Raw genomic sequence first — 7,758 nt, 5'->3', positions numbered from 1 at the left:
TACTGATCAGGGCTACCACTATCAGCACCAGTCATGGATCAGTCAGCTAGTTGAGCATCAGTGCGTTCAATCCATGAGCCGTAAGGGCAACTGTTACGATAACTCCGTGATGGAGAACTTCTTTTCTCACTTGAAAGAAGAAATGTTCAACAATGACTCATTCGTTTCCATCAGCGAGCTGCGCGCAGCGATTGACGAGTACATACAGTGGTACAACACTGAGCGTATGCAAGAACGGCTCGGAGGGATGACCCCAAACGAATACCGGCAACACGCACTAACAACCATCGGATAGAATCACACTGTCCAAGAATTGGGGTTCAGTACATCCTTTTCCCCTTTCTTTTTTTGAAAAAATCATATAGTATTTAAAAGTGCGAAACGGGCGTTTCGGAATATGAAACCGTTGGGCTTCGGGGAAGTCAGCTGGTAGAAATCTGAAGCAATCCTTTTTCTAAAGTGGCACAGAACACTATTCAGGATATACTGGGAGTGCTGGAAAGGTACTTTTATTAAAGTGCTTGCCACAATTGCGTTTGTCTCAACGTTGAACAATGCGTTCGAGGCAATTAAGTTCCACAATCAAAGGTGATGTATATGAAGTTGAACCTCGAAGCTCTCAAGGATGCTTCAGCTTTTGAAAAGCAAGGTATCCAGCTACCTGGATACGATGTCGCAGCAATGCAGGCCAAGGCAAAAACAAATCCCAAGTGGGTACATTTCGGTCCTGGAAATATTTTCCGAGTTTTTATTCAGCGTGTTGCGGATGACATGCTTGCTGACGGTAAGGAATGGCCCATCACCGGTGTCGTTCTTACGAATCCGGAAGAGATTGATAAACAGCTTGCACCGTTTGATTTACTCACGCTCGGCGTTATTCTTTCCAAGGATCGTACAATCCGCGTTCTTGGTGGTTTAGGTGAAGCTCTCACAAGCCGTCGTGAAGAAGATTTCAAGCGTCTAGTCGAAATTTTCAAAGATCCCGGTATGACAACGATGTCGTTCACGGTCACAGAAAAAGGCTACGCCATTCATGATTCCCACGGTGAACTTCTTGACATAGTCAAGGAAGATATTGATTCGGATCCGTGCGGTTACCTGAAGAATACGATGTCTTTGACTGCAGGCTTACTTTACAACCGTTACAAGGCCAATGCTGCTCCCATAAATATGGTTTCCACAGATAACTTCTCCCACAATGGGGATAAGCTACGTGATTCCGTGCTTACCGTAGCAAAGGGTTGGCAGGCAAAGGGAGCCGTTGAAGATGGTTTCGTCGAATGGCTCAAAGATGGTAGCAAGGTAGCATTCCCCATCTCCGTTATCGATAAGATCACACCGCGTCCGTCGGAAGAAGTATCCGAATATCTTGCAGGGCTTGGCTTTGAAGATATGGGTATTGATCACGTTGGGCGCAAACCGGTTGCTGGTTTCGTGAATGCAGAACCCACGGAATATCTCATTATTGAAGATAAGTTCGCAGCCCCACGTCCTCCATTCGAAGATTACGGGGTCTATATTACGGATCGTGAAACGTGCGATAAGTTCGAACGCATGAAGGTAACAACCTGCCTGAACCCACTGCATACCGCGTTGGCTGTTTCGGGTTGCCTTCTTCGCTTCCCAACAATCGATTCTGAAATGCGCGATGCCGATTTGGCAAAGATGGTCAGCATTTTGAGCTACAAGGAATCCCTCCCTGTGGTAACTGATCCTGGAATCGTCAATCCCGAAGAATTCCTTCGTGAAGTTCTTGAGGTACGTTTCCCCAATGCTGCACTTCCTGATAATCCAGCACGTATCGCTATGGATACATCTCAAAAGCTTCCAATTCGTTTTGGTGAAACCATTAAGGAATACATCAAGCGCGAAATGGATCTTAACGAACTCAAGGTGATTCCTTTGGTCTTTGCACTGTGGGTTCGTTACCTGATGGGCGTTGCCGACGATGGCGAGCCCTTCACACCTTCCTCCGATCCGCTCCTGGAAGAACTCCAGAAGCATGTCGAAGGAATCAACCTGGGCGATAGCGTGGATGCTCACGCAGTTCTTAAGCCCATTTTGTCCAATGCCAATATCTTTGGCGTTGACCTTTACACTACGCCATTGGCTGAAAAGGTCGAAAAACTGTTCACCCGTCTCATCGCCGCTCCCGGCGCTGTACGCACCACCATCCACGAGGAGATTAACTAATGTCACAAATGAAGATGACTTTCCGTTGGTACGGACCCGGTCAGGATCCGATTACCCCGCAGTACATCCGTCAAATTCCCGGCGTCACGGGCGTTATGGCAACACTGAACGGCAAAGCCGCCGAAGAAGTGTGGGAAAAGGATGAAATCAAGGAAATGGTTGACCAGGTCCAGGAAGTCGGACTGGAATGCAAGGTTATCGAATCCGTTAACGTCCACGAAGATATCAAGCTCGGTCTTCCAACCCGTGATGAACTCATCAAGACGTACATTAAGACTCTGGAAAACCTCTCCGAGTTCGGCATTGAAGTAGTCGTCTACAACTTCATGCCCGTCTTTGATTGGCTCCGTACCGATCTTGAGCATGTTAACGAAGATGGCTCCACATGCCTTTACTACGACGAAGAAGTCATTAAGGGCATGACACCGCGCGATCTCGTCGAAAAGACAGAAGCAGATTCCAAGGGGCTTACCCTTCCTGGATGGGAACCCGAACGTCTTGCTCGCCTTGATGAAGTTATGGAACTTTACAAGGATATGACGGTCGAAAAACTTCGCGAAAACTGGAAGTACTTCCTCGACGCCATTATGCCAACCTGTGAACGTGTTGGTATCCGCATGGCATGCCATCCTGATGATCCGGCATGGAATCTCTTCGGCATTCCGCGTGCATACAAGAACATTGATGATGTGAAGGCCATCCTTGATCTTCACGAATCACGCAACCACGGCCTGTGCCTCTGCATCGGCTCCATGGGTTCCAACCCGGATAATGACGTCGTTGAAATCCTCAAGTATGTTGCCGGCCGTGATCGCCTTGTCGCCTCCCACCTGCGTAACGTCAAGTACCTTGGCCCACGCAAGTTCAAGGAAGCCGCACACTGGTCCGCCGATGGTGACCTCGACATTGAAGGCGCAGTCGAAGTTATTCACGATTTGTCTCCGCACACCTACATCCGTCCTGATCATGGTCGCATGATTTGGGGCGAAGAGGGACGCCCGGGCTACCCACTCTATGATCGCGCCCTGGGCGCCGAATACCTCCTCGGCGTGTGGGACGGCCTCAAGCGAATGAAAGAAGCAAAATAAATGAGCATTCAACTCCCAGACGCACTACCATTCCTGGCAGAAAATCCGATTGTTCCCGTCGTCGTTATTGATGATGCAAAAGATGCCGTAAATGCAGGGGAGGCCCTTGTTAAGGGTGGCATTCACTGTGCAGAAGTTACCTTCCGTACAGCTGCCGGTGGCGATGCCATTAAGGCAATGAGCGCTGTTGAAGGAATGACCGTTGGCGCAGGAACAGTTATTAATGGCGAACAGGCTCGCAGGGCAGCAGAACTTGGTGCAAAGTTCTATGTTTCCCCGGGCTGGAGTCAAGAAGTTGCTGAAGTTGCAGCAGAATTGGGCATCCCGTATCTTCCGGGTGTTCAAACCGCAACCGAAGTCATGATGGCTCTGGCGTGTGGCGCCAAAGCCGTGAAGTTCTTCCCCGGTGGGGAAGCCGGTGGCCTCAAAATGGTGAAGGCACTACGTGGTCCCTTCCCAACAACCGCTTTCGTTCCATCCGGTGGCGTTAACCTGGGTAATATGCCAGAATGGCTCGGCGACGCAGCCGTTCCAGCAGTCTCCGGTTCCTGGATGATTAAGCGCAACCTCATTAATGAGGGCAAGTTCGATGAAATCACCCGCCTTGCTCGGGAAGCGACAGATAAAGTTAAGGAGATTCGCAAGTGACAGCTCAGATTAAAGTAAAGTCAGCTGAAGAAACCACATATGATGTTGTTTCCCTTGGTGAAGTAATGCTTCGCCTCGATCCAGGCGATCGTCGTATTCACACCACACGTAACTTCGCAGCTTCCGAAGGTGGCGGGGAATACAACGTAGCTCGTGGTTTCCGCCGTGCATTCGGTATGCGTAGCGCCATTCTTACTTCATTGGTTAAGAACGAAGTAGGTATGCTTGTTGAAGATCTCATCCTCAACGGTGGCGTGGATACCAAGTTCATTCACTGGGTAGAAAGCGATGGCATTGGCCACGCAGCCCGTAACGGCATCAACTTCACAGAACGCGGTTTCGGTGTTCGTGGCGCTGTTGGCTGCTCCGATCGTGCACACACAGCTATTTCCCAGATGAAGGCTGAAGATATCGATCTTGATTACCTGTTTGGTGAACTGGGTGTTCGCTGGCTCCACACCGGTGGTGTGTATGCTGCACTGTCCGAACAGTCCTCACAAACTTGTATTGATATCGTGAAGAAGGCCAAGGAACATGGCACCATGGTTTCCTACGATTTGAACTGGCGTCCATCCCTTTGGAACCTCCACGGCGGTAAGGAACGTGCACAGGAAGTCAACCGCGAAATCGCTCGCTACGTTGATGTCATGATTGGTAACGAAGAAGATTTCACAGCCTGCCTCGGCCTGGAAATCGAAGGTGCTAACGAACACCTGGATAACCTTGAAGTAGATGCATTCCGCCGGATGATTGAATCCGCAACCAAGGAATTCCCGAACTTCAAGGCCATCGGTACCACCATGCGTCAGGTACGAACGGCTTCCATCAATGATTGGGGTGCTGTGGGTTGGGCTGCAGGCCAGGGCTTCGTCCAGGCACGTCAGCGTGACGATCTTGAAATTTACGATCGCGTGGGCGGCGGGGATTCCTTCGCGTCCGGCGTGATCTACGGCCTCATGGAATACGGCGATATCCAGAAGGGTGTTGAACTTGGCGCTGCCAACGGCGCACTTGCCATGACAACCCCAGGGGATACCACCATGGCCACATTGAAGGAAATTGAAGCACTTGCAGCAGGCGGATCTGCACGCGTACGTCGCTAAAATTTCATATTAACCAATAGACGGCTTGAATTTTCATAGTATATATTCAAGCCGTCTATTATTATGTTTATATGGAAATTCTCAGGGTTTTCCTATCTAAACTTTATTTTATAAATTTTAGATAACAATTCTTGTATAAATAATGCATGTTTCAAGGGCGAATATAATGCATAGTTTCGCCCTTGAAACTACAGGAAAGTTGAATAATATGTCTGATAAACCACAGCAGGTAACAGCTGAGGCGCCATCAAGAACAACCAGTGATCTTGTTAAAGCAGCAGTATCCGGTTGGCTTGGCACAGCCTTGGAATTCATGGATTTCCAACTTTACTCACTAGCTGCCGCACTTGTTTTCAAAGATCTTTTCTTCCCTGAAGGCCACCCCACCATGGCAATCCTCGGTGCCATGGCAATTTACGGCGTAGGCTATATTGCTCGCCCACTTGGCGCATGGTAGTTCGGCAGGATGGGGGATAGGGTAGGCCGCACTAAGGTTCTCTTTATTACCATCGCCATGATGGGTGTTGCCACAACACTCATCGGCTTCCTCCCCACCTACTCACAGGTAGGTATTCTTGCACCCACACTGCTTGTTATTCTCCGTCTAGTTCAAGGCTTTGGTGCCGGCGCTGAAATTGCTGGTGCTGCCGTGATGTTGGCAGAATATGCTCCCTCCAACCAGCGCGGCATTATTTCCTCCCTCGTCGCCCTGGGAACAAATTCCGGTACCCTGGGCGCTGGCCTTATTTGGGCCATCATGTTGGGAACCATGGGATCCGATACCGTTATCGCATGGGGCTGGCGTATTCCCTTCATTGCATCCGCAGTACTTATGGGCCTTGCCGTATTCATTCGTTTGCACCTCAAGGAAACACCCGTATTCGAAGCAACACAGGAAGGCATTATTCTTTCCGACGAAGAACTGGTTTCCGAATATGATAAGCCTCTGGCACCCCGCGCAGAACGCAAGGCAGAACTGAAAGAACAGCAAGCTGCTGATCACAAAGCGATTGAAGAACAACTTCAGAAAACACCGAAGTCTATTAAGGCATTCCTCGCTGCATCCGTTCTTCGTTTCGGTCAGTCCGGTAACTCCGGTATCATGCAAACATACATCATCACCTTCCTTACCGCTGAAGTATTGTTGGCTAAGTCTGTTGCTTCAAACATCGTTGTTTACTCCTCCATCGTCGGCTTCCTCACCGTTCCCGTAATTGGCTGGATCGGGGATCGCATCGGTCGTGAAAGAACCTACCGCCTCATTACAGGTATTGGCATTCTTCTCATTATTCCGTGCTTCCTTGGCCTAGTATCACCACAGTTCCTCGGAACAGAAACCGTGATGGAAAAGGGCGTTGCACACTACTCAGCCCCAACACTCATCTTCTTTATCTCCTACATTGTGCTGCACAATATTACCGTTCTTGCCATGTTCTCCCTGGAAAACATTACGATGGCAGAATGCTTCGGTTCAGCACACCGCTACGAACAGCTTGCGCTGTCTAAGGAAATCCCGAACATGATTACAGCTGGTTTCGGCCCGCTCATTGCTGCAGCCCTGGTAGCACACTTCAACAGCTGGATTCCTTTGGCAATCATGATGTTCGTTTACACCGTTGCGGTACATATCACCGCGTGGATGATGCCAGAAATTACAGGACGTGATCTTTCCGTCCGAGAGGATGCCTTCTAATGAAAGCAATCGTTGTTGAAAAAGCACAACACCTGGAAGTACAAGATATTCCCCAGCCCACACCCGGGCCTGGTGAAGTTCTTATCAAAATGGAATGGGGTGGCATCTGCGGTTCCGATTTGTCCTACTGGCAAAACGGTGCTTCAGGCACAGCTATCCTTCGTGAACCACTGGTTCTCGGCCATGAAGTTGCCGGGCATATTGCCCAACTAGGGGAGGGCGTTACCTCCTATCAGGTTGGGCAGAACGTTACCGTTCACCCGGCCACCCTGGTTGGCGATCACACCATGCCAGCCCAACTGGAAGGCCGTGATAACCTGTGGCCCGAATGCCGCTACTTCGGTTCTGCAGCATTTCTACCACACGAACAAGGCGGATTCAGCGAATACCGCGTCGTTCGTGAAGATCAGATTCGTAAGCTCCCGGATAATGTAAGCACAAAAGAGGGCGCTGTAGCCGAACCTCTCGGGGTTGCTATGCACGCCATTCATGTTGCCGGCGATCTCACGGGCAAGAATGTTCTTGTTAACGGAGCAGGCCCTATCGGCGCACTCTGCGTTGCGGTTGCAAAATATGCGGGCGCGAAACAAGTGTGGGCTTCCGATATTGCTGACGCTCCTTTGAAGGTTGCGAAGGCGATGGGTGCCGATCACGTTATTAATCGCGCGAACGGCGACGAACTTCCCAACCATATTGACGTCACTTTTGAAGCCTCTGGTGTTCCTGCAGTGATTCCGGATATGTTGCTGGCAACCGAACGTGGCGGAACGATTGTTCAGGTAGGTAATCTTCCTGCAGATGCATGCCCGGTTGCGCTTGGTCAGCTCGTTACCCGCGAAATCACCTATAAGGGTTCCTACCGTTTTATTGACGAGATTACGGACGCTATCGAAGCAATGGCTAATGGTTTGGATGTTCATCCGCTCATCACTCATGAATTCGATATTGACGATGCTCAGAAGGCATTTGAAACAGCTAAAGATAAGTCCACAGGCTCCGCCAAGGTACTTATTAAACTCAGCTAATTTCATTC

Annotated in this window: 8 protein-coding genes; all 8 read left to right on the top strand. The window is 49.8% G+C overall.

The window, feature by feature from the left end:
- Positions 1 to 295: IS3 family transposase (locus G445_RS0108415; RefSeq protein WP_022867089.1), on the top strand; the 295-nt coding region annotated here is incomplete at its 5' end.
- Positions 296 to 597: 302 nt separating this feature from the next.
- On the top strand, positions 598 to 2,193 hold the full coding sequence (locus G445_RS0108410; protein ID WP_022867088.1) for a mannitol dehydrogenase family protein: 1,596 nt from the start codon (positions 598 to 600) through the stop codon (positions 2,191 to 2,193).
- Complete coding sequence (locus G445_RS0108405) at positions 2,193 to 3,281, top strand: mannonate dehydratase (protein WP_022867087.1); 1,089 nt, start codon at positions 2,193 to 2,195, stop codon at positions 3,279 to 3,281. The genes G445_RS0108410 and G445_RS0108405 overlap by 1 nt, the downstream gene beginning before the upstream one ends.
- Positions 3,282 to 3,929, top strand: coding sequence for a bifunctional 4-hydroxy-2-oxoglutarate aldolase/2-dehydro-3-deoxy-phosphogluconate aldolase (locus tag G445_RS0108400; protein ID WP_022867086.1), 648 nt, complete (start codon positions 3,282 to 3,284; stop codon positions 3,927 to 3,929).
- Complete coding sequence (locus G445_RS0108395; protein WP_022867085.1) at positions 3,926 to 5,032, top strand: sugar kinase; 1,107 nt, start codon at positions 3,926 to 3,928, stop codon at positions 5,030 to 5,032. Before G445_RS0108400 ends, G445_RS0108395 begins: the two co-directional genes overlap by 4 nt.
- Positions 5,033 to 5,240: 208 nt before the next feature.
- A complete protein-coding gene (locus G445_RS11820; protein WP_211210523.1) occupies positions 5,241 to 5,489 on the top strand; it encodes a hypothetical protein in 249 nt (82 codons plus the stop codon).
- Between the two features lie 9 nt (positions 5,490 to 5,498).
- Positions 5,499 to 6,725, top strand: coding sequence for an MFS transporter (locus G445_RS10560; RefSeq protein ID WP_211210522.1), 1,227 nt, complete (start codon positions 5,499 to 5,501; stop codon positions 6,723 to 6,725).
- Positions 6,725 to 7,750 carry an L-idonate 5-dehydrogenase gene (locus tag G445_RS0108385; protein ID WP_022867084.1) on the top strand — a complete coding sequence of 342 codons (1,026 nt, stop codon included), beginning with the start codon at positions 6,725 to 6,727 and terminating at the stop codon, positions 7,748 to 7,750. The genes G445_RS10560 and G445_RS0108385 overlap by 1 nt, the downstream gene beginning before the upstream one ends.
- The last annotated feature ends 8 nt before the right edge of the window (positions 7,751 to 7,758 follow it).

It is taken from the genome of Actinotignum urinale DSM 15805 (assembly GCF_000420445.1).
Taxonomy (GTDB): Bacteria; Actinomycetota; Actinomycetes; order Actinomycetales; family Actinomycetaceae; genus Actinotignum; species Actinotignum urinale.
The sequence above is the reverse complement of the archived record's forward strand: the minus strand, read 5'-3'. Positions and strand labels throughout refer to the sequence as shown.

Excerpts from the sequence above, each read along its gene's own strand:
- G445_RS0108400 (WP_022867086.1), top strand. The coding sequence starts at position 3,282 with ATGAGCATTCAACTCCCAGACGCACTACCATTCCTGGCAGAAAATCCG.
- G445_RS11820 (WP_211210523.1), top strand. The coding sequence starts at position 5,241 with ATGTCTGATAAACCACAGCAGGTAACAGCTGAGGCGCCATCAAGAACA.
- G445_RS0108410 (WP_022867088.1), top strand. The coding sequence starts at position 598 with ATGAAGTTGAACCTCGAAGCTCTCAAGGATGCTTCAGCTTTTGAAAAG.
- G445_RS10560 (WP_211210522.1), top strand. The coding sequence starts at position 5,499 with ATGGGGGATAGGGTAGGCCGCACTAAGGTTCTCTTTATTACCATCGCC.
- G445_RS0108405 (WP_022867087.1), top strand. The coding sequence starts at position 2,193 with ATGTCACAAATGAAGATGACTTTCCGTTGGTACGGACCCGGTCAGGAT.
- G445_RS0108385 (WP_022867084.1), top strand. The coding sequence starts at position 6,725 with ATGAAAGCAATCGTTGTTGAAAAAGCACAACACCTGGAAGTACAAGAT.